Below are 20,988 nucleotides of genomic sequence, written 5' to 3' on the forward strand. Positions count from 1 at the left end.
GAGCAGGCTCTGCCTAGCGTGTACAGCCTGCGTCCAACAGTTTCAGCAACGTAGTACTCTTACCAATTTCCGATCGGGGCAATCTGATGCGGTTTTTTTTGGATACGAACATCTGGAGCTATATCGCAAATGAGGGGGCCGGAAGCGAATTGGCCATCGGCGCCCGAGAAGCAGGCGTTGAGATCGTCATTTCCCCGGCTGTTGTGGATGAAGTGCAGCGACTACCGGTTCCAGAGGCACGTCGTAAGGTCATCCAGCTGGTCACAGGAAAGGACTGGAAGCGGCTGATGCCCGAAATATTCAGTGAATGCGCTGAGGTCAAGTCGCAAATCATCAGGCTTCGCCCCGAATGGGTTATCGCCGAGCCGAAGATGGCGGAGTTCAGGCGGCTCAGGTATGACTGGGCCAGGGCCTCTGGTGGTTTCTGGGATCGCGCGCGCCGAGAGACGGAAACTCCTGCCACCAACGAAAGCATTCGACGTGATGAAGAAGAACGCCTGGCGGTGGAGCAATCCTACGCGATCAGGGAGCTAATGAAGAAAATCAAACCGGGGAGCGAAGAGCACCTACAGAAGGTCGGACACATCCCAGAAGCCGGTACGCCGGGGTGGTCTGGCGAGCCTGTACCGTATTGGCGGGTGCCCAGCTTGCACATGTTCAGAGCCGAGCTCCAGATTTATGAAAGTGCGGTCAGGGAGTGGCTTGATAGCGAGATCGATGTGACGGCAATGCTTTCATCACCCGAGTCGATGAACCGGCTTTGGCTGCATGAGCTCGATGCGGTAGCAGTTCCTCGACAATGGCTCAGAGGCGCTTTCGAATTTCTTCAGGCTTGGCACAAGGTCACGACCGGGACGCCGGGGGACTCGCGTCTAGCGACGCAGCTGGTAGATGCCGATGTCATCATCTCGGCGGACAAGAACTTTGTGCGGTTTGCGGAACGTTGTCGCGACGAAGCGCCATTTTCGATTGGCAAGACTCTGCGTGCCCACGCCAATCGCGCGGGTGTCGACGAAGTTCTGCAATGGGTTTCAAAACCTGAAACCCTTTGACGCACCGGTTTGTAGTTCACGCTGCGAATCACCTGCTCTGTTGCAGAGCTGATCAAATTAAGGACAGAAGGTCGTTAGTATGAATGACTATCATGAATTCTCAGATGACGAGCAGGAACTGGACACTTTCTTGCGCAAGCAGAGGGCCAATTTCGATGAGCGAAATTATTGGATTGAACACTCACTCGGCGCGCAAAGTCATTGGCTCTTCATCCAGGCGTACGATGCCCTTAGGCATGAACTCTACTTGCCAGCTTGCACCGGTTTTCTGACGGGAGTGGAAGCCTCGCTTCGCAATACGTTGGCACAGGTGCAAAACCCCATGAACGTCAAGAACCTTGAAGGTATTTCTACTCTCAGCAACCCGCTCCTCAATGTGGCGAGAACCAATGGGATAACCATTGATTGTTTGGTCTTCCCAGGAGAGGAGGACTTTGAAGCTAAGCTCGCTACCCGACATAACCACGTTGAGCTCGTGAGGATCAGACACACCCTTTGCCACGGCAATATCCTGGAATACATAAGCGAGCAGGAGGGGCTGCCGCCACTTTTCACGCCTGAGTGTTGTCGTGACCTCGCCGAGACGCTTCATACGATCTCGCGTGAATGGGTAGCAAGCCTGGGCGCATTCAGAAGGCAAGCGTTGGGCATATAATGCGGCCGCATCTGGTTGGGATCGTGGGGAGCTCAGCCACAATCCAGCATCAGGAGATGCTAGGGTTCTCGTGGCAATCATGTACGTTTCGGGAGGGCACCATGGTCAGCCGGCCAGAAGCGACTAGCTGGTTGATCCTTTGATGCGCTCGTTGATGGCCACAGTTTTTCGCTAAAACTTGCCGCTTAGTACTGGTGGCTGGTGTCATCGCCATCACTTCTTCCGCTTCGTTTGTGAGCCCTAAGGCACCGGCGCATCCTGAGCCTGTGAAACAGCATGATCGACTGTGGTCGATGAGTCCTCTGGGTATTGGCGGGCCGTTTCGGCGGACTGAAGCTGAACCTTCAAGTCTGTAGCAAGCTTCGCCAATTCTGATTCGCGGGAAGCACCCTGTGCCACCGAGATGTGCAGGGCCTTGAGCTCGTCATTGAGCTCACTGGCCTTGGCTTGGTGGTGCTCGATGATCGCCCCTGCCCTAGCTTCGGCCAGCGCCAAGGCCTGCACCTGTGCAGTTAGAGACTGAACCTGGTCAACCTGAGCTTGAAGCGTCTTGGCCTGTTGGCGGGATTCGCCGAGGAGGCGCTCATTGTCGCGGTTGAGCCTGGTGGACTCATCCTGTTTGACGGCCAGCGACTCCCGAAGTTTTCGTTGCTCGACCTGAGATTCGTGAAGCTGAGCTTCATGCCGACGCTGATCCTGATCCCGCTGTTCCTTGACGGACTCTCGGTAGTGTTCCAAGGCGCCGCGGGCGTGAACGTGCTTCTCTTCGAGGGATTCGATCTGCTTGTCCCTGTCACCAACAAGGGATTCCAGATCTGTACAACGCTGGCTGAGCCCAGCATTACGCGTCAGCTCGGCCTGAAGAGAAGACTTGGTGGTTTCAAGGTCTGCGGTCTGGGTCTGAATAGCGGCTTGCTGGGCGTCCAACTGGCGACGTGCGGCGGTGAGCTCTACCTGCAAATTGGCGATTTTTCCCTCCAGCGCTACGCGCTGCAAATCAAAAGCAGATCTCGCCTGCTCAATCGACTCATCACCTTCCTCCATGAGCCGATTCAGAAGGCTTTCAACCATCGCTGACAGCTCCTCCCCCATGCGCTCCCGGGAGGACGGCGGGCGTGGATCAAAGGCCTCGATTTCCTTCAGATACCGCGAGATCGTGGTCTTCGAGCCGGTATTACCTAGCTCAACACGCACGGCGTCAATGCTTGGGTACAGACCCTTCGCAAGCAAGGCCTGCCTAGCTTTTTGCACCACAGCCTTATTTATGCCGCCACGCGCCATGGAACCTCCTACGATTTCGTGTTGTGATACGTGTCATGTAATTACGTGACACGCTACCACAGAAAATGGTCTTTTTTTAGGCTTTTACTAGAAAGCTATAATAGGTAGTTATAGCCTCTTGATCGAAAAAATCGCTTTCACATCGTCCAGGACGACTCGTATTAGTGAATTCAGGTGGATTTCAGGACGAAAGCTGAAAAAAGGCGACTGGAAGATGGACAGAAGGTGGAATGGTGGAATGGTGGTAAACCTCGCTCAGGGGCATAGAGAGGATGCGGAGCGGCTTTATCACCTAACGCCTATAGCTGGCCGGGGCTCAGCGCTAGTCGGTAGGAAAAGAAGGTGCCGCCGCATTGGAAAGTCGATGGCACAGTTCTACTGGTGCAATAACGCACCCTTGTGGGATGGTTTTCTCCGGCTCCCCTCACCGCTGCACGCGGCCCGGCAGATCGCAGAGGATCATCCGGTTGCAGAGAAGCTGAGGAAGGGGCGGTTCTGACGGGGGCTCGCGTTACCCTATGGGCAAGCCCGTCAGATCCGGCCGCACAAGCGCCAGGAACAGCGGCCGCTATATCCTGGCAGCCCAGCACTTGCGAACGAATCTAGTTGAAGACCTTCAGCCCAAGAGCCTGCTCAACCTTCTTGTAGAACGCGTCGCGCTTTCGCGGGTTAGGAAGCGAACATGCCTGATCAATTGCGTTCAGCGCAGCGCTTTCAGAGATAGTGCCCTTAGCGATTAGCGGCTTCAGGTACGTGGTGTAGATGTAGCTCAGTTCGTTGTAGGTGCCATGTTGGCCGCAAGACACCAGGTCGCCGTCCCCATTACCCCCAGAGACACGGTCGTCGTACTGGTATTTCGCATTGATATCATCGATCGAGCTAACTGCCATTTTTGTTACTCCATGGGCTGGCCAGGGTTGGCTTGTCCATCCTGCAACCACCCTAAGTGTGAATGGTGGTCAAGTGCCATTATTTCAAGGTCTGCTCGAGCTTTGGTGCAGGGAGTGGAAGCAAAACAGTGACCGGTCGGCTTCGCCGGTATCACTTCCTGGCGGGATGGACAAGGTACACCAGCGTCCACTGAGCAACCCGGTACCCTGTAGATCCGGCCATCTGCTGAGGTCAGCAGGGTTAGGTACGCACTAAATCACGAAGGTTGCTGATGATCTGGGCAGCCGCCTGCTCTTGGGATTGCTCTCGCAGTAGCGCAAGCGCCTGTACCGTTCTGGGAATATCGGTGGCAGGTCTGACTGGCCGCCCCTCGTTTTGCACAAACGGGCCGTCGGTCTCAGTGAGAAGCCGATCAGCTGGGAGCGAGGCAACAAGCTTGCGGTGCTTGGCTGACGCCAGCATTTGAGAGTTGATAGAGAAGTAGCATCCAAGCTCTACGGCCCTCTTCGCTTCACTGGCAGAGCCGGTGAACCAATGAAGCACCACAGTCCCACGGTCGCTTGGCAGCAGGCGTTCGATATGGGACAACACCTTTCCGACACTTCGGACGCTGTGGACAGTTAGGATCTTCCCACCCTGCTCAGAGCAGGCCTCAAGCACCCTCGTGAACACCCTTTCCTGTGCGTCGAAGCTTCGATAGAACTGGGGCCCAGCGTCAAGCCCCACCTCACCAACGTATCGGGTCTCCTCAAGCAGGCGCTCCAACAGCGGCAGCTCAGACTCACGCTCCGCCACTAATTGTGGATGTAACCCCAGAGCGACCCGGACATGCTTAGCCGAGGCCGAGAGCTCACGGTTGCGCCGCCAGGCCTTTGGCGTCGTGGTCACGGCCAGGGTGGCCACCTCTGCCTGATCACACTCCAGGATGAGCCGTTCATGATCAGGATAAAGGTCAAGATGGCAGTGGAAATCCACCCACTTGGGAATCGAGTTTTTCTGCGGTTTCATAGTGGAATGGCTGTAACACCCTCTAGGTAATCGTCGACCTCAAGCAACCCGTCCCGGTACACCTGCTCAAAGTCGGCAAGGCGGTCAGGGTGATCGATCAAAGGCCCAGGCTCATGAATTGCGAACTTGGCACGGTGTGGCGCACGCTTCAATCGAGCGATTGCCAGTTGGAATGATCGCACATGTTCACCGTCGGCCTTGTTCGTGTCCAGCGCTTGAGCATGTAGATCCGGGATGACATATCGCGTCTGATCCGGCCCACAACCCCGGTGAATCGCTGCCCGCCTGATGATGCACGGAACGCAGAATCCACAGTGTTTAGGTGATCTATTTGAAGGATCGGGATGGTACCTTGCCTTTCCTGGTGAAGAACACGACATGGTGAGATGCACATGATTCGCGAGGAACACTGGGTCTAGGCACTGCTCAGCCATTTGACCTTTGGTGAGGTGGCTGAACATGTTGAAGAGCCTTGCGCTCAGCCCCAGGCGCCCAAACAGCTCGTTCACACGGGCCATGTAGTACGGATGGGTAGTACGTGTGCTGCATGCCCCCAGCCTGCGCGGATCCAGGGGGACGTTGAGAGAGATCAAGCCATTTTCAGGCACGTGGATCGTGATCGAGTCCCCGATAGCTTCCGCGGCCATTGCAGCCAGAGCGAAGAAAAGGAATGAGCGCGCTCGGAGTGTGTCCTCGCTACCGCCACCCTCCACGAGATCATGCGGGAACCCTACACGGGCCTGAACATGATTGATCGACGTCTGTGAAAACCGTTCCTGCAACGCCGTCCGGCAATCATTCTGATAGGTGCTGGTGCTATTGGTGTCCCAGTAGTGACTCACAAGCAAGGGTTTACTGCCTGCTGCAATCAGGTTAATGGCCCCAATGAAGCTGTCCATACCTCCCGAGAACAGGCAGACGCTGTCAGACTCATCTGTTGTCAAGCTGTCCGGCGCGGGAGATAACACATCGATACCGGAAGGGCGCGCACGGAAGACCAAGCGCCAGCGATCACCGGTGAGAAACTTCAGGGTTGAGGCCAGCATGTCGGATGCTGATGTCCACACTGACGGATCCGCAACGGGGATGTATAAATCGATCTCCCTCGTCCAGGCATTCTCAGACTCTGTGTCGCGGGAGATTCTAGTATCTGCCGCAGTCAGAGTTGCAGCCAGGAGAGCTAGATCTACCGCAGTCTCTCCGGGGGACATGCCTAGATCAGCCAACTGCTCAATGGCTTGGCCAATGCCATACTTCAATAGCCCACCTTCATCGATGAACTGGATGTTGGTGGCGACACTGCCCGGTTCAAGCAACGCAAGATCTTGGTCATCGCCTTCGCCAAGTCTGCAGATAATGCTGTGGTGGCTCATTCCAGATTCTCCGCTGCGGTGGCGATAAGGTCGAACGCTGCCTCGTAGATTGCAGAGGTGACCTGATTGACCTCCTGATCTGTGGGCGCAGGCCATTGCTCCAGACGGTTGGCGAGTTGTCCCCGGGTACACCCTGTGATGAATGAGCTCAGTTGGGATTGGATACGTTCAACGGCTTCCACATCATCCGGCATCGTGATGCCCCTGCCCCCCAAGTCGGCCATGATCATGCCCTCAATGGAATTCGCGACGAAGTCGAGGAAGAAGTTCTGCCGATCAGTTTGAGTCATGTCCTCGAAGCTGCCGGTGCCTGCATTGTCCAGCTCGGCAATCGTGTTGAGCGCGGCCTGGCGGGCCACTCCCTCATCTATAGCTCCCCCGGGCGGACAAATGAACTCAAGCAGAGCGAGCAGCACCTGGGAGGCCGGTTGCCCGGGGGCCACGGTGAGCTGCAGCCGCCGCAGTGTTTCCGCTGCGCCGTTGCGCTGAACGTCTCCGAAGATGGTGAGCAACTTCCCTGCGGTAGCCCGAGACGTCCCCATGCGGCGCGCGCCTCTTGCCGATCCACCCACGCCCTTGCGCACGTAGGAAGACAAGGCATTTCCCAAATCGCTTGGGCTACCAGTACGGACGAAGCGCGTGAAGCTGCTGCGCGCGCCCCGAAGTGAACCAGTGCCGGCATTGTTGACCGGCGTTGATGGGGGCGAGGCTGACTGAGATGGCGACGAACCCGGTTGAGACGGATTTGATTGGGTTGGCGCGGTTGGTTGGGCGGCCGGAGCTGCTGGTTGCGCTACATCATCGATCCAGGAGGGCACCAAGCCAGAGCTTGGGCCTCCATATCCTTTGGAGGTACCCATATTAAATCCTTATAATTTCCCACTGAATTCGAGTACGCGCTTGGCTGCCTTCTGCAGCGTTTCGTTCTCGACCTGCTGACTCCAGCCCCTCAAAATGCCCTCAAGTGCCTGGATAGCCGTTGTATCCTTGAGGCACTCATGCCACGGGGCGGGCGCCCACATTCCCAGCTTTTGCGTGGGCAGAGATCGGACGAATTCGACTAGACGCTTCTGTAACGCAGGGCGGTGCCTGACGAGCTCGATCAATCCCGCGATGCCCTTGGGTTGATCCGCAAAACTGTCCGCCTGGATGATTTGATCCCGGAGTGCGTCAAAAACAGTTTCGGCATCAACCTCAGCCAATCCCACTATTTCTTTCTTTGTCGCCGCCTGGCGTATATGTAACGTAGGGCCCATCAGCTTGTCGACCATCGCCTCGAGGTGACCCACCGCGACCTGCCCCATCAAAGAACTGCGCTTGTCTCGAGTCACGAAGATATAGGGGCGCAAATCAACCCCGGTGAGCGCGGGATCAATTGCCGCCCATCTGCTGATCCACTCGCTCTTTTCCCAATCGTTGACATCGCCGGAGCGAGCGACTGCCTTGAGCTTCGCAGAGCTTTTCCCCTCCTCGGACTCTGAAGCGGACGCCTTGGACTTGTTGGCCCGTTTTTCAAGCTCGGCTATGGCGGGTACTGTACCGTCCGCCTCGGCACTCGCGATCCGGGCCAGTTGTTCATAAAAGTCAGGATTAAAACGCTCAGCCAGCATGATTTTCGCAAGTACTGGACGACGGATGTCCTCAGCAAAACCTCGAGCATCGGCAACGGCGTAACGCAACATCATGGAGTTGAGGAAACGTTTGATCTGCCGCGGATTGCCCCGGGTGCCCTCGCTTAGAATCCGCGCCAGCAAGGCACTGGTGTCCAACGCCTCCTGGGCAAAGTCTGGAAGCGGGTTACCAAAAGCACCCACTACAGCTTTGCGATCGAGGCCCGTGCTCTTCCAGGGCCTAAGCATGTCCTGCTGGGCGGTGTGCAAGAGTGTTTTGAATCGATCGTCATCCGTCCTGACGAAGCTTTCGAGCTGAAGCAACGTGATATAGCTACGGGTTTCTGCCAGTCCAAGCGCTGGGATTCGGAACGGTACCTGGATGAGCTTCTCCAGGTAGTTACGTGCATAGGTCACTGGCCCCGCACCTTGTGGAAGGTCTGGGAAGTGCTCGCGCACCGCGTACTCGATCATAGCCTCGTCAGCACCCACCACGAATGCTGTCCGATTGACGAAGAGGAAGAGCCGAATGGCCTCAAGCGTAGCGATAGCTGTCTTGGGTAAGCATCGGTCAAGGTCGTCGACGATGACCACCAATTGGTCAATGTCTGCAGCCGTCAGCAGCTCCTCAAACTCGGCCCGGAATTTGTGCATGTGTTCGGGAAGCTGCTCAGATTCCTTCTCGGCATCCTTGATGAAGCCGCCGGCCTTCTCAGCTAGGCCCTTGAGCCCCTCAACACTCAAATGATCGCCTGGGTTTTGCACAAACGCAGTGATGGATTCCACTGCGCCCTTCAGTTGATCAATGCTAGGAATCCCGGTGAGCGCGGTGAGCCCTAATCCACCCGCTTGCTTGGCCAACTTGAACCAATCGACGCGACGCAAGACCTTCTTCGCTGCCTCAGCGACCTTAGCTGAGTCCGGGCGAGCACGCCGCAATTCATCAACGATGGTCTGGATAACGACGGTTTTGGCATCTTCAAAGCCTTCGAACGTCCATCCGTTAAACCAGATACAGCACACTCGCTTATCAGCCTTGAGGAGTTGCTCGGTCATCCTCAGGACACTGGACTTACCTGCCCCCCAGTCCCCGTGAACCCCGATGGTGACTGGAGCCCCACGCGACTCTCGAAGCAAACGCTCCACTGTTTTGGCAATAGGCGTGTAATAGAGCAGATCAGTAGCTGTCTCCTGGTCATTCAGGAACATGCGAAGAACTCCCTTTCTAGCTTTAGAAAATACGCAATAGCATGACCGAGCTCATAACAGCTGCTGCTAGATCACGTTCTGGGTTTCAAGAATTGCTGCGAGTAAGCCAAGATCCGCTTGCTGATGTCAATACGCCATTCGGCAGCGTAGTTGCAACGGCCGAACGAAGCGGTAGCGAGATGTCGACAGCTAAGCGCGACTCCTCAGGAACCGCGGTAGTACGCAATGCAGGCTGGTTGCCGAGCAATCTGCGAAATGTTAACTCGACTGGCTACTGGTATGCCGAGACGTGTGATGTCCAGATGGGATCACGTGACACATAGGACGCACATTAGCCGTAAACTATGGCGGAGGAGCGGAACGAGCCGAAGACTTGGTGTACTGTCATAAAAGCATCCCAATGTGGCCAGGTCGTAAAGCTACCTTGGAGACGAACCAATAGAAACCGCCTGATTTGAAGGCAAAGCTTGATGGAAAAGGCAGATCGGTACCTAAACGCCGGTACCCGGGAGAACACCCGCAAAAGCTACCGGGCTGCGATCGAGCACTTCGAAGTGACGTGGGGCGGCTACCTACCCACCACAGGCGATGGCATCGTGCGTTACTTAGCCGAGTACGCTGACAAGCATGCGATCAGCACGCTCAAGCAGCGGTTGGCCGCACTGGCGCAGTGGCACATCACCCAAGGATTTCCAGACCCGACCAAGACGCCCAACGTGCGCCAGATGATCAAGGGCATCCGCGTGGTACACCCCGCCCAGGTCAAGCAGGCCACGCCCCTCTTACTCACGCATCTCGAACAAGCCGTGAAGTGGTTGGAAGCAGAAGCCGCCGCCGCGCTCGATCGCGGTGACTACAAGACGCTTCTGCGTCACCGCCGCTCGGTGGCCATGGTGCTGATCGGATTCTGGCGTGGGTTTCGCGGGGATGAGTTGGCCAGGCTCACGGTGGAGAACACGAAAGCCTATAGCGGTGAAGGCATCACGTTCTTCTTGGCTCACACCAAGGGTGATCGCCTGCACGAGGGGACAACCTTTCAAACGCCAGCGCTGACAATGCTCTGCCCGGTCGAGGCCTATATCAACTGGATCACCGTTGCAGGCCTCGCGAAGGGCCCTGTTTTCCGCCGCCTGGATCGCTGGGGGAATTTGGCGGACAAGGCCATCCAACCCCACAGCCTGATTCCGATGCTGCGACGAATCTTCAAGGAAGCCGGGCTGCCTGAAGAACTGTACAGCGCCCACTCGATGCGACGGGGCTTCGCGACCTGGGCGTCGGCCAATGGCTGGGACATCAAGGGGCTGATGAGCTATGTGGGATGGAAGGATATGAAGTCGGCGCTTCGTTATGTCGATGCAGGCGCATCGTTTGGCGGCCTGGCTGCAAAGGCTTCTCCCGGGCGCTTGGGGGCATCCTGATCTAATCCGCAACGCACCAGCAGGTGAGCCTGGAACGCACATCGATCGCGCGATTACCACAGAGTTGTCCTTTGATCCTAGTCATAGCGACCGGAACGGACACCTGCAATTTGATCTTAATGCTGCTGCGTTTTGCGCAACCGCAATCAATCTCTCCTTCTTGGCTGGGTCGTCGAGATTGGAACTTCCAAGTGAACAAGGCTTTTACAGCGGCAACACTCGGCCGCTGCAAAGGCCTATCAAAAAACTAAAGAGCCTCTGAATCTTTAGCAAACAAGTTATTGATACCTTTCAGGTGCGATTCCATGTGAATGCAAATAAATTCGTTCAGCTTACTCGCAACGTTTGAATGGAGAGCAATTTTACCGATGCAAAGCGCGACAATGAATTCGAGTGCTGCCTCTCCCCGTGAAGACCCATAGCCTCGGACTATCCGCTTGATAATGTCAGACATCGCCATGCTGTAGCCTTCGTGCTCTCTATAATCCATTTCTGCCGGGTGAGCTGCCCGAAGAAAGGCGGCCTGAATCACGCCATCGTCGTAACGTGAAAAAACTTCCGGAGAGAGCAAAACCTGCTGAAGCTCGATTGAGGCTAACTTCCTACCCTCCTCAACTTTAGCGGATTGCCTGGCATTTTGAAGCACCCAGTTTATTGTCAGAAAAATCTCAACGCTGGTACTGGATGTCACATCTGTTTTGTCATTTACAAATGCAAAGCCTTTGGTGATCTTCATTGGTTCGCCCGTGCGACTTGAGCGCCAAAATGCGGACTTAATGAGACCAGAATCACCCGTGATCCTTAGCTCGTTGGCTCGCTCTATGACGAAAGCCGGTGGTCGAGAGCTTTGGCTAATAATCCGCGACAACAGGTTATCCTCCTCTTCCCAATGGCTATTGCAGATTGGATTTGAGACAGGGAATTCCAGATAGCTCTTGACCGAATAACGCTTAGCGCCACTGGGCGGCTGGGTCAAATTGGACGACAGCTCTGAAATCTGATCATACGATCGACCAAGGAGTGCTCCGACGAGATAAACCCGTGTGCCACTTTCCTGATTGCTTCTTAACCGTCGGCTCACGCTCAGTAATCGAGACCCCCTCTCGGCGGCCGCCGCCAAAATGAGAGCTCCACCGACAAATTTCTCCAAATTTTCCAGATCGTCAAAGCTCAGAAAATGGAGAATCGTGAGCCCGTACCCCTCCAATAGCGACTTGGCACGCGTTGCCATTGCCAAGCTAGCGGGGTCATTGTCATAGATAATGGTATTCGTCGATAGCGAGACTTCTTCAATGACGCAGTCACTGAGCCAGTTCTGAAACTCTTCGTCTGCTGCCAGCTTTGCCCTATCTGCCCAGACAGTTCTTCGGTTGCCAGTTACGCCTTGGCCATAGCATCCAAAAAAACCTTTGCCGACAAATTTTTCAAACCGTTCTTGCAACTTATCATGAGCATGTTTGACAGAAATGTTGAGAAATTTTGTCTCGGAATGCTGTGCTACGAAACGCTCACCTTGAATTCTGATCAATGGCCGAGGGTCTGAACCGTCGCTGGTGCTGAAATCATGGGGTTTCTCCAAGGGCAAAACGATTGAGCAGTATGGCGACTTCTTCAAAAATGACAGGATGGTTATTATTTTTGAGGCATCGAAACCATTCTCTTCGTACCATTTCTGCGCGAGGCCGCAATTGGTTGATGCCGAGATCAGGCAGAGCGCAACGCTGCCCGAAGGAGCGCAGCCCGACATACCTTCATATGATTTGAATGACCGAATAGCAAGAGGGCTATTTTTGCCAAAAGTGTTTAGTAACAGCTTTATTGACAAAGCGACAGGGAGAAACGAAATCGTGTCTATGTATATTACCTTTGGGGCTGTAGAAAGCTCCGCTGGGGCTACATATTTTAGGCAAGCCAGTGCAATGAAATGAGAGTTGGCGGCCTCTGCCAATAAAGCATCTGCCCTTATGAAATAATTGGCTGCGCGAGACGATGGCTTTGAAAATAAAAAGCCGGATGGCGCCCTCTCTAGCACATTGCATTTTCTTGCCAAGCACTTCAGGCCGGCATCCAAAATGTAATCGAATGAATTGGTTATCCGCTTACTGAGGTCTCTGTCAATGCCTTCATATATTTCGTGGCTTGAGAGTCGTCCATCATGACTAAAAAAACCAAAACCATATTTGACGTTGGATGATTGGCCCTTGCGCTGCAGGGCTATAGAGATATCAGAGCTGTCCTTTTTTAGCTCATCCTTGACCTGCCCCCGGAAGATATCAGGCGTCAGAAACAAAACATGATCTGGAAGGACATACTTTTGAAGCTGTACCTGCAATGCATGCGTGATTTGCTCGGGAGTTATCTGGTCAGGCCCGTTAAAAAACACTACAATATTGAGAGCGTTAGGAGAACCTTCATTGAGGCAAGCCTCAAAATCCAAGAAATCTGTCATCTTAGTTCACCGGGATGCATATAGTGAAGACAGTTCCTTCCACAGCTGACAGTTTTCCATCTGCTTTCCATGGCTTAGGAGCGAATTTTGCGGTCTGCGGCTTTCCGCTGAATGTTTGCTGAAGGGACAATCTCCCGGTGCGGAGCCTGACGAATGCTCTAAGATCATTCATGGCCTTCGTAGCTCGATGAAGTCCCATGCCAGATACCTCATCATCTTTTGATGTCACATGCTTCTCAAAGCACTCCATGGTTGCTGCCAATTCTTCTTCGATAGTGACGGTCGTTAGATCGTTAATGATCCGTCCGTGCTTGTGCGATAGCCATCTACGCGCCATGCCTGGGCCGCTATCAATAACTGAAACCTCCAAAAGGTCGAGGGTATCACCCTGCGTCATGTTGTTAGCTAGAAACCGTTCAAAGGTCGCAGCCGACCCGGTAAATTTATCTTTCAGCTGACTTCTCTGAACCTTGGTGTATTTGATAGTTAGCCCGCGCAATCCCTTTTTATATTTTTCACCATCAAGACTAGTAGTAGCATGCTGGTCGGCGTTTAATATCAGCTCAAAAATTACATTACCTAATGAGGCCAGACCATGCTTCATCAAGGCACGCCTATCTGCTTTGGTCTGCATCAAAGTGGATGCCTTGTCAATGATGCCTGCAAAAGCATCACTTGGATGTACTGTGGGCGGCACACCTCCAGCGTAAAAAGGTTTGATATACTCTCGTCGTGCACTGCTTACGCTAAACAGGTTGATAACCGTAGGACGGGCACCTCTTGTATTGCTCGTTTCTTTTAAAACTCCGTCGTACATCGCCTGAATCATTGGCAATAGTGTCAATAAAGCATCGCTTTTCTCGATCTCGATATGACTCTTGGTGTCAACTTTAGTGCACATCACCAAGCCGGCGAGGCCGGCGCTGGATCGACCTAGCGTGGCAACATGGGATGCCCATTCGTCTTCATCGCAGTGGAGGTGTAAAACCTTCTCACCCTCCCCTTTTGCCCAAGTGATGATGAGCTGGGTCAAGGCCGCTTCGATACCGAATATTCCGCCATAGCTGGTGTTAAGCGGAATCCGTACAGAATCATGCATTGACTCTGTTGCCAGCAGTTCTTCGATGCTGTCTATGGTTACAGATTTTTGAATGATCACTTCGCGTCCTTGTGCAAAGACTTGATACGGTGACTCGGTTGGCGACGTTCAGCTAGGCTTGAGGCACATGATCCTCAGCTCAGCTTGCCGTGATGGTTACAACTACTAGATCGAAGAACCTTGTTCATTCGCGTCTGCAGGCTCTTCATGATAATGCCAAATTGCTAGCGGATGATCCATCGCGCTGCCGTTTGGCCACCGACAACTCATTGGTGATGGGCTTCGCGAGAAACCCTACGAATGGGTCAGCTCACCGCTGGCGATGCATCGCGCTTGGCATCGGATGATCGCTCATCCGAATTGAAAGGGTCTTAAGAAAAGCGCACGCATTGCTACGAAAGCCCCTCCTGATACATGCAAAGGCTCTGACCATCAGGGCTTAGAAAGTATATGTGAAACCGGTTTGAACCGTGTGAGGTGCACCTGGGCATCCGCCGTTTTCCAGGCCATGGAGCACGAAGAGGGGACTTTCCTGCCTGGCCATTCAGTTATGACGAGCTGGAGCAGTGGTACGCGCAAGCAGAGTTCCTACCGAATCAAATTTAAAAAGAATTTCAAGCGGGGAGACGACAGCCTGATCACCTCATGCTTCGTCTCCGACGCGTTCATAGAAAACTACAAGCTCAAAAACCTGATGGCAGTGCGGCTTTCTAAGATCGCCGAGAAGGACAAGCCGACAGCGTTCGTGTTTCTCTACGGCCAGCCCGCAATACGGACGTCGAATGAACGTGACTACGCAAACTTCGATCTGAAGAATCTCGACATGATCGATGTGAACTACGACTGCCCCCTTCCACCTAGATACGATACGTAGACTGTCTCACACTGCGGCAAAGGACGGCTCTGTAACGTCCTGCAAGCCTGGCGCACCCCAGCTTGTCAGATTTCAAGGCGATGGAGCCCATACGGGCAGCGTGGATGTACCAGCCTTGTCGGTAACGATGGCCAGGCTTTGCCGGGCGCGAGTTGCCGCGACGTAGAACGCCGCTGCAGCTGTCGCTTCCAAAGCCGTACCCTTCCTGATAAAACTCTCAATGTTGGCGGTGGGTGCGAGCAATACTCGGTCAAACGTCGCACCTTTCACCCCTTTGAAGTTCTGAAAATCCAGGTTGAGGTGCTTCGCTGAGCTAACCGAATGTCTTAGGCATTGCGGTTTATATTGGCTGACGTACTCATCGACATGCCGCGTATGGAGAAGGAAGACGCCATCATGCTCGGTCTCATCGAGGTTCTTCGAGGTAGTGCTAGGAAAGCCCCACGTGGCGTCGAAGATGGTATCGGAGAAAGTCGCAATCTCCGCCCTGCATCGGTAGGTTGTGGTTGCGTAGGCGATAGTGAGTAACCCCTCAGCCTCTCTATCTCTAAACCATTCAAGCGACGCGGCGTAACCGAATTTCTTGTTCTTCTGGCCTCGGGGATTTGTAGACAAGACTGCCTGCCTGACGTCCCCCACCATCCGAACATCAATTTTGGAGCCGAGCAGAACTTCGAGGATTTCCCAATCGAAGCTGGCAAGATCCTGGACTTCATCGATCAGTATCTCGTCGTAGATGCATTCGAGCCGTCGCAGGAGCGCCGGCGTCGCCTCCATGAGCTCAAAGGCAAGCTTGCCGAGTTCGCATGCATACACTCGATCTCCTGAGTCCATGAACCTGTTCTTGCCTTTGGCAAACTGGAACGGTCTCCCTTCGAAATCGAAGCCCATGACCCGCTCCTTCGGGAATTTGAAGCGTAGGAATGGTTGGGCAAAATGACGAAGCAGGAAGGTGTACCAGCCCATGACCTCTATCGTGCTGCTGTTGCCTGCCTGGTTCGCTAGCCGCGAGCTGATTTCTTGCTGGTTCGTTTGCGTGAACGTGAGCAGCGCGATCTTCCGGTCAGTCGCTTTCCCGCAGTAATCGACAAGGCCCTGCGTCTTTCGTCCGCCAGCTACTGCGAGCGTCAAATGGTTAGGCATTTTGGATGAACTCCGCCGCTTCCTTCATGTAATTCGGGGCGGTTAGGGGGTTCGGGGACTCAGCGATGAGCAAAGCTCCCTCAGTCTTTTCTCGTGTCATCCAGGTCACAAGGTCGGCTTTTGGCGTGATCCCAAGAACATCCCGTAGATGAGCTTCACCGTTCGCTGTGATCAGTTGCGGTTCGAGGGTGCGGCCGTCACCCACTTCGCCTATGAAGAGTTCTCGCTTATTGCCGTCCAGCCACTTCTCGACCGGAACTCGAAGATCCGCCGGCTTAATGCCGTCGTTATCCCGCATTACAGCGACCGGCTTATCAACGGCAGCACAAAGCTCCAGACAGCGGGCCAGCGCAAGTCCACGCATACAGATGACATCGACCCCGGCAGCCATGGGTGTTAAGCGGTGAACGTCGTTGAACACCCTTTCGAAAATGATTTCGTCAGACGGCCCTTCCACCAAGACAACCTTTTTAGCCAAAACTAGACGGAGCGTGTCGTAACCTGGCAGGCGCTGGAAGTACCGGACGGTGCCGGGATCAAGAGCAGTGATCTTCGAGGCATGATTCCGATTCAGCAAGTGCAGGGAATTGAGACCGAGCCGATTCAGCACGTAGGTGCTGTGCGTGGAAACAAACAACTGTTGGTCGTCAGATGCAAGCTTTTCTACACGGTCAAGAAGCGTCGACAGGCTGGTATGAGAGAGATGATTCTCTGGTTCTTCGATCATGACGATCTTCACTTTCGCTGAGTGACGCTTCATCGCGAGCGATATCTTGATCGCAGCTTGTTGACCCTGTCCTGCCATCGAGAAGGGAACGTTGTCTACGTGAGGCGTAATGACGCTTTCCCAGGACGTGCGCGATGTCTGATCCATAGCCAATGCCATGGGTTCCGCCAACAAAGATGCACCCAATGTCGAGAACCTTGTATTCACTGTCGCCAGAGCACCCTCAGTCATCGACGCTTTCACCGTACGAAAGCCCAACGATATCTCAGCTTTCTCGGTGGTCTCCAAGTGATCGCTCAGAATTTGACGAAGGTGGTAGTCCACACCTGCTGAAGATTTGACTGTCCTGGAATCGATGGTTGCCACCGACAGTACCCGTGGGCGCTTCGTTAGCTCACGGTCAGCGAACGATCGCCATTCGCACGTGTAGTACTCAACGGGCAGCAGGGCATTAGGTGCCTTTAGCCAGTCATCCAGCATGTCCTGATACTCTTCGTTGGGGTAGATCCTCAAGAAGACGCCCGGGCATGCATGAGTTGGCACGGCTGTGTTCACGGCACCGCAGAGCACCTGCAATTCATCGTCATCGCGAAGGTATAGTTCGATCAGAATTTCGGGCAGTGCGGGTTTCTTGCCGGCGGTTCGTTGCGCTACAAACTCCTGAACGAGCTCAGTGTTGAACCAGTGCGGGTTTAATTCTTCAAGAACGCTGCGGCCGCCGATCCGGCCGTTCAGGGCCAGCGAGACCGCTTCCATCAAGGTAGATTTACCCGCATCGTTCCCCCCCACCAAAATGTTCATTTTAGGGTTGGGGAGAAGGTTGAAGTCCTTGTAGATGCGGTACCCACGGATGTGAATTCTGGTGATCATGATCGTCATTCCCTTGGCGAAAAAAGCAGTGGTGACTCGGTGTTGGATCTGGCTTACCTTGATGCTATAGGCGAACTGCGTGGCATGTCGAAATGGATTTAGCATGCGTACTACTACACACAGTTACGCGAGGCTCTTTAGCCAGGCATGGCTTTCGGCGTCGCCCCGGTCACCTGTACGGCTGCGCCTGAAACCTTTACACCCGTCAGGGGTGTCACGCGAAGTAAGTAGCATACTGGACTGATACCTGAACGCCTGAACGCCTGAACGCCTGAACTGCTGGTGTCGCGCCCTTCAGGATCACAGCGGTTTAGAACGAAACCGCTGCGAAGACTGAAAACGACAATGATGCTCCAACAGCAATTTTTTCTCCTATAGGAGTTTTCATATCGTTCTTCAAGGACATTGAGGAAGCGATATTATCCCATGCACCGATCGTAAGAATGAGAGCTGTTGGAGTAATAGACCTGCCAAATCCTGAGCCAAAAGAAAGGGCCATCGATGGCCCTTTTGTAGTAAACCCAAGACTACTTGGAAAGCCACGACTCAACCACGTCCGAGCCATGCTCATTTTTCCAAGCCTTAAGTAGCTTGTGATTCCCACCTTTGGTCTCAACAATCTCACCGCTGTGCGGGTTCTTATAAACCTTCAACTCACGAGCCTTGCGGGTGCCCTTCTCTGGCGCCGCCAACGGAGCGGATTTGCCACGCGTAGCAGCCGTAGGATCCAGCAGACTGATCACGTCACGCAGGCTGTAGCCATACTCCCCCAGCAGACCGCGCAGTTTGCTCTCAAACTCCATTTCGGCCTTGAGACCGGAGTCATTTTTCATGGCATCAAGCTCAGCAAGCTGGGCGGCGAGTTGTTGCTCAAGTTTTCGGTATTCAGCAAGACGAGACATAGCAATCCTTAGATGATGAGCAAGAACATATCACTAGATATTAGGGGTTCCTACGCACTCAGTCATCTAATATTCCAATGGGGACACCTGCGAGCCTTTCATCGCGATCTCTGGCAAAACTCAAAATCTCAGACCATTTTGAAAAATTTACCGCCACAAGGAAGTATTGGAAACGAACAGGTTGCGGACACCCGCCGAAGCCAAGCTTTGGTTACAAAATCACGCGGTTTCAATTCAGGCGTTTGCACAGGCGCACCACTTAGATGCAGCCACTTGTTATCAGGTGCTTGACGCTCGTAAAAAAGGGTTGCAGGGTAAAGCTCATCAGGCCGCCATTGCGTTAGGCATAAAGCCAAACATTTCCGGAGACGAGCCTTTATATATTGCCTCTGCCCCGACCTAATCCGAGCCAATCGTAACGTATTGATGGCTTCACCCCAGTTAAATTAGTAGGGTTTAGTAAAGCGTGATCAGCGCCCTGCCGTGGTCAACAATCTATCAATTGACTCAGCTAAAGCGTCGTAAAACCTCTCCACCTCTGCTACGCCAGAAGCACGCAGACTTGCGTGAACCAAACGTTTTCCGATATGTAACTCGGTATGGATGCCGGCAGCTTTTAGTAGCGCCGCATATTCCAAACCGTGATCGAATAGAGGATCAAACTCGGCCACTCCTATAAAGGCCGGTGCCAAGCCAGCAGCATCGTAGTTTTTCAAAGCCAGCGCCCGCGGATCTCTTTTGAGCTTTTCGTTCGGAACGTAACCTTCCAAGGAAACGGCGAGGCCTGCCGTTGAAAGCATGGGAGCATTCGCATGCTGTTGCATTGATCGCATTTCTTCACTGTCCGTTAGGACTGGATAGACCAAAGCCTGACAACTAGGCTGCTGCTCCCCCTGATCCTTGAGCGCTACACACAACCCGGCGGCCAGGGTGCCACCCGCGCTGTCACCAGCCACCCCCATCCGGGCGCAGTCGACATATGAAAGCTCACCATTTTTAAGTGCGAGCCAAACCTTAAGTCCATCTTCCAGCGGGGCCGGAAATGGATGCTCCGGTGCTAGCCGATAATCGATAGCTACGATAGCCACGTCGATTCGACGAATCAGCGCATAGGCAAACCAATCATGTGTTTTGTGGCTCCCTAGATCCCAGCCGCCACCGTGGAAATAAAGGAGAGAAGGCCAGCCACCTAACGGCGCTACTGACCTCGGCACGTAGGTTCGCACTGCTAACCCACCTAGGGTGTGATCTTCGATGACAATGCCCAGTGGGGGCTTTGGTGTGAAATACGCACAGGCCTCGGCGAACATTTCGCGTCGGTCTGAAAGTCTTTGAGTCTTTGAAACAAATTTTGAGCTTTCTGCAATGTACGCAGCTAGCGCCGGGTCAAGCTCGTAGGCGCTCATTCTTCAGCCCTCTCAATATTGAATTCCCACAAAGCTTATCAAGATGTCTGGCTGGAGGGGCACTTCTAGATCGGCCAGTAAGCTCGAGTCTCGCCATGTGGGAAATCCTACAGCCGCGCGAGATGATCCCCCTTTGTCGCCAGAGCAGTAGGCCATAGGATCAGCCACAACGCAGGGCTGGCTGAGCCCGGAATACTACGAAGCTTGGAGAATAATAATGGCGATCCACCAATACGCTGAAGAATACGATAACGATAAAAAGCGCAATGTCGCTGTGACTGATGACGTTCTTGCAAAGCTTGCACGTTGTTCCAGCGGCTCCCTGACCACTCAACTGTTCAAGCGAGGCTTTCGTCAGCCTGCGTTCGTGGGGCTGCGGGCGATGTGCCCCCAAGCGAAGCCTTTTGCAGGTCGGGCGTTTACAATGCGCTTCATTCCCGCTCGGGAAGACATCGATACCTACGGCACAATGACCACCCGCCCGAACGGGGACAATCTGCAGTGGCAGGGCATTGAGCAGATTCAGCAGGGTGACGTTCTCGTTATTGATAGCCGCAATGATCCCGCCGCTGCGTCGGCAGGAAATATTCTGGTAACTCGCCTGCTTGCACGTGGTGCTCGCGCCATCGTCACCGACGGTGCGCTACGTGACGGTAGCGAGATTGCTGGCATGACTCTCCCCGCCTATGCGCGCGAAATCACCGCTACAACTCGAATCTCCTACCACCACGTGGCCGACCTCCAAGTCCCGATCGGATGTGCAGGCGTCGCAGTTTACCCTGGCGATGTAATTGTCGGGGACTCGGATGGGCTGACACTCGTCCCAGCACACCTGGCAGCTGAGCTCGCCGACGTCTGTCTTGAACAAGACGACATCGAGCATTACCTCGCTATGCGGATTGCTTCTGGTGAGCCACTGTGGGGCGTCTACCCACCAAGCCCCGAGGCTGTTGCTGCATACCAAGACTGGGTGGGGTCGGGCCGTCCTTTGATTCCTTCGATCATCTCGAATAAGGCCTGA

18 protein-coding genes are annotated in these 20,988 nt (G+C 54.1%); 6 read left to right on the forward strand and 12 right to left on the reverse strand.

Annotation, left to right across the window (positions count from 1 at the left end):
• The first annotated feature begins 86 nt into the window (after positions 1–86).
• The gene (locus BUB69_RS20585) at positions 87–1,052 is read left to right on the forward strand and encodes a PIN domain-containing protein (protein WP_073169952.1); all 966 of its coding nucleotides are present in this window, start codon (positions 87–89) and stop codon (positions 1,050–1,052) included.
• 79 nt (positions 1,053–1,131) lie between these two features.
• Positions 1,132–1,707, forward strand: coding sequence for a hypothetical protein (locus BUB69_RS20590; RefSeq protein ID WP_073169953.1), 576 nt, complete (start codon positions 1,132–1,134; stop codon positions 1,705–1,707).
• 240 nt (positions 1,708–1,947) lie between these two features.
• Here the strand turns inward: BUB69_RS20590 and BUB69_RS20595 are convergent, their stop codons facing one another.
• The 6 genes from BUB69_RS20595 to qatA form a co-directional block, all read right to left on the reverse strand.
• A complete protein-coding gene (locus tag BUB69_RS20595; RefSeq protein ID WP_073169954.1) occupies positions 1,948–2,988 on the reverse strand; it encodes a DNA-binding protein in 1,041 nt (346 codons plus the stop codon).
• 602 nt (positions 2,989–3,590) lie between these two features.
• Positions 3,591–3,878: a hypothetical protein gene (locus BUB69_RS20605; RefSeq protein WP_073169956.1), complete on the reverse strand. Its 288-nt coding sequence runs from the start codon at positions 3,876–3,878 to the stop codon at positions 3,591–3,593.
• 241 nt (positions 3,879–4,119) lie between these two features.
• Positions 4,120–4,887, reverse strand: a complete 768-nt coding sequence (gene qatD, locus BUB69_RS20610) for a Qat anti-phage system TatD family nuclease QatD (RefSeq protein WP_073169958.1) — start codon at positions 4,885–4,887, stop codon at positions 4,120–4,122.
• A complete protein-coding gene (gene qatC, locus BUB69_RS20615) occupies positions 4,884–6,260 on the reverse strand; it encodes a Qat anti-phage system QueC-like protein QatC (RefSeq protein WP_073169960.1) in 1,377 nt (458 codons plus the stop codon). The genes qatD and qatC overlap by 4 nt, the downstream gene beginning before the upstream one ends.
• Entirely contained in the window at positions 6,257–7,120 is an 864-nt protein-coding gene (gene qatB, locus BUB69_RS29400; protein ID WP_342744058.1) for a Qat anti-phage system associated protein QatB, read from the reverse strand. The genes qatC and qatB overlap by 4 nt, the downstream gene beginning before the upstream one ends.
• A 9-nt stretch (positions 7,121–7,129) precedes the next feature.
• Positions 7,130–9,079, reverse strand: coding sequence for a Qat anti-phage system ATPase QatA (qatA, locus tag BUB69_RS20625; protein WP_073169964.1), 1,950 nt, complete (start codon positions 9,077–9,079; stop codon positions 7,130–7,132).
• A gap of 470 nt (positions 9,080–9,549) precedes the next feature.
• Between qatA and BUB69_RS20630 the strand changes: the two genes are divergently transcribed.
• Complete coding sequence (locus tag BUB69_RS20630) at positions 9,550–10,497, forward strand: tyrosine-type recombinase/integrase (RefSeq protein ID WP_073169966.1); 948 nt, start codon at positions 9,550–9,552, stop codon at positions 10,495–10,497.
• Between the two features lie 247 nt (positions 10,498–10,744).
• On the opposite strand, the gene BUB69_RS20635 is transcribed toward BUB69_RS20630, so the two are convergent.
• A complete protein-coding gene (locus BUB69_RS20635; protein WP_073169968.1) occupies positions 10,745–12,946 on the reverse strand; it encodes a hypothetical protein in 2,202 nt (733 codons plus the stop codon).
• A gap of 1 nt (position 12,947) precedes the next feature.
• On the reverse strand, positions 12,948–14,105 hold the full coding sequence (locus BUB69_RS20640; protein WP_073169970.1) for a hypothetical protein: 1,158 nt from the start codon (positions 14,103–14,105) through the stop codon (positions 12,948–12,950).
• Positions 14,106–14,553: 448 nt separating this feature from the next.
• Between BUB69_RS20640 and BUB69_RS20645 the strand changes: the two genes are divergently transcribed.
• Positions 14,554–14,919, forward strand: a complete 366-nt coding sequence (locus tag BUB69_RS20645; RefSeq protein ID WP_245825310.1) for a hypothetical protein — start codon at positions 14,554–14,556, stop codon at positions 14,917–14,919.
• Between the two features lie 72 nt (positions 14,920–14,991).
• On the opposite strand, the gene BUB69_RS20650 is transcribed toward BUB69_RS20645, so the two are convergent.
• From BUB69_RS20650 to BUB69_RS20660, 3 genes are all read right to left on the reverse strand, one after another.
• Positions 14,992–16,062 (reverse strand): UvrD-helicase domain-containing protein, encoded by a 1,071-nt coding sequence (locus BUB69_RS20650; protein WP_073169974.1) that lies wholly within the window; start codon positions 16,060–16,062, stop codon positions 14,992–14,994.
• On the reverse strand, positions 16,055–17,659 hold the full coding sequence (locus BUB69_RS20655) for an ATP-dependent nuclease (protein ID WP_073170083.1): 1,605 nt from the start codon (positions 17,657–17,659) through the stop codon (positions 16,055–16,057). The genes BUB69_RS20650 and BUB69_RS20655 overlap by 8 nt, the downstream gene beginning before the upstream one ends.
• A gap of 527 nt (positions 17,660–18,186) precedes the next feature.
• A complete protein-coding gene (locus tag BUB69_RS20660; RefSeq protein ID WP_073169976.1) occupies positions 18,187–18,561 on the reverse strand; it encodes a histone-like nucleoid-structuring protein, MvaT/MvaU family in 375 nt (124 codons plus the stop codon).
• A gap of 181 nt (positions 18,562–18,742) precedes the next feature.
• Here BUB69_RS20660 and BUB69_RS20665 point away from each other — a divergent pair, with 181 nt between their 5' ends.
• A complete protein-coding gene (locus BUB69_RS20665) occupies positions 18,743–18,964 on the forward strand; it encodes a helix-turn-helix domain-containing protein (RefSeq protein ID WP_073170085.1) in 222 nt (73 codons plus the stop codon).
• Positions 18,965–19,031: 67 nt separating this feature from the next.
• Here the strand turns inward: BUB69_RS20665 and BUB69_RS20670 are convergent, their stop codons facing one another.
• Positions 19,032–19,967 (reverse strand): alpha/beta hydrolase, encoded by a 936-nt coding sequence (locus tag BUB69_RS20670; RefSeq protein ID WP_073169978.1) that lies wholly within the window; start codon positions 19,965–19,967, stop codon positions 19,032–19,034.
• A 217-nt stretch (positions 19,968–20,184) separates the two neighbouring features.
• On the opposite strand from BUB69_RS20670, the gene BUB69_RS20675 reads away from it, so the two are divergent.
• On the forward strand, positions 20,185–20,988 hold the full coding sequence (locus tag BUB69_RS20675; RefSeq protein ID WP_073169980.1) for an RraA family protein: 804 nt from the start codon (positions 20,185–20,187) through the stop codon (positions 20,986–20,988).

The sequence above is a fragment of the Pseudomonas asturiensis genome, from assembly GCF_900143095.1.
Taxonomy (GTDB): Bacteria; Pseudomonadota; Gammaproteobacteria; order Pseudomonadales; family Pseudomonadaceae; genus Aquipseudomonas; species Aquipseudomonas asturiensis.